The 736-nt window shown below is 47.6% G+C and carries 2 protein-coding genes; both read right to left on the bottom strand.

The annotated features are described in order from the left end of the window. Nucleotides 1–361 (bottom strand): glycine--tRNA ligase subunit beta (locus A3735_RS25265; RefSeq protein ID WP_156499921.1); only part of this gene is annotated, 361 nt, incomplete at its 3' end. Beyond that, nucleotides 361–736: glycine--tRNA ligase subunit alpha (locus A3735_RS25260; protein WP_156499920.1), on the bottom strand; the 376-nt coding region annotated here is incomplete at its 5' end. The genes A3735_RS25260 and A3735_RS25265, both read right to left, overlap by 1 nt.

Raw genomic sequence — 736 nt, 5'->3', positions numbered from 1 at the left:
GCGAGCGGTAAACTAACCATGTTCCTTTCGGCGTTTCCATTTCTTCTAGGTCTTCAGGCTTAATACCTAACGAGCCGGTAAAACCAGTCAAGGCGCGAGAAGGATTCCCTTCAGCATCATAAGCGGCTTTCTTTGACGGGCCTTTCTTTTCAACTGACTTATCAGCTTGCTGCACGTCCAAACCTTTAACTCGAACAGCTAAACGTCTGGGGCTAGCGAAAGCCTTTACCTCAGCATAGTTCAAAGCCGCATCTTTTAAGCCTGCTTCGATACCACTGGTAAAGGAGTCCGAGAGCTTCTTCAGTGCTTTCGGTGGAAGTTCTTCAGTCCCGATTTCAACGAGAAAATCTTGCGTAGACATTATTTCTTGCCTCCTTTGTCCGACTTTGAACCAGCGTTATCTAAGCTGGCAAGGACTTCTTCACGAATCCCTTCAGGAGCCAGAGGGAAGCCTAATTCTTTACGACTATCAAAATATGCCTGAGCAACGGATCGTGCCAAGCCTCGAACACGCAGTATATAGCGCTGACGCTCAGTGACCGAGATCGCATGGCGGGCATCCAGCATGTTAAATGTGTGGGAAGCCTTAAGCACCAACTCATACGCTGGTAATGGCAAACCCTGGTCAATCATCTTCTGACTTTCAGCTTCACAGGTATCAAACTGTGCAAAAAGCGCATCAGTATTGGCGTGCTCAAAGTTGTAAGTCGACATTTCCACTTCGTTCTGGTGGAAA

It is taken from the genome of Oleiphilus sp. HI0061 (genome assembly GCF_001635675.1).
The sequence above is the reverse complement of the archived record's forward strand: the minus strand, read 5'-3'. Positions and strand labels throughout refer to the sequence as shown.